Source organism: Treponema sp. R8-4-B8 (assembly GCF_054786175.1).
The window spans coordinates 1-589 of record NZ_BDHE01000259.1 but is presented as its reverse complement, the minus strand read 5'-3'; the positions used below and the strand labels follow the sequence as shown (position 1 = coordinate 589).

Here is a 589-nt window from a genome sequence, read left to right as displayed (position 1 = left end):
TACGCCAATTATGATTGGCAACCCTACCGACGTGAGAGTCGTGGAAGACGCCAACGCCGGAGACGGGCTTATCGGCCTTGTCATGCTCCTTAACGAAACAGATACGCCCTCAATTACCGATTTATACACCGTGGGGACGGTCGCTAAGATTGTAAAAAAAATCAATCTGCCGGACGGCGGCGTGAACATTTTTATTTCCACATTAAAACGTTTTATTGTAAAAAAGACGCTTCACCCGTCCAACCCCATTGTCGCCGCCGTAGAGTATCTTGAAGAAGAGGAAGACAACACAAGGGAAGTAAAGGCCCTTACAAGAGCGCTCATCTCCGAGATGAAACAGATAAGTGAAAATAACCCGCTGTTTTCAGAGGAAATGCGTCTTAATATGATCAATATTGATCATCCGGGAAAAATCGCGGACTTTATAGCGAGCATACTTAACATTGACAAGGCCGAACAGCAAAAAATTCTTGAAATACTGAATGTGCGAAAGCGGATGGAACAGGTTTTGGTATTTATCAAAAAAGAACAGGAGCTTTTACGGATACAGAAAAAGATTCAAAGGGAAATAAACGAGAAAATAGAAAAA

Annotated in this window: 1 protein-coding gene; it reads left to right on the top strand. The window is 42.6% G+C overall.

Features of this window, described 5'->3' with window-relative positions; all coding sequences use genetic code 11:
• Positions 1–589: LON peptidase substrate-binding domain-containing protein (locus tag ACYVRA_RS08270; RefSeq protein ID WP_461252253.1), on the top strand; the 589-nt coding region annotated here is incomplete at both ends.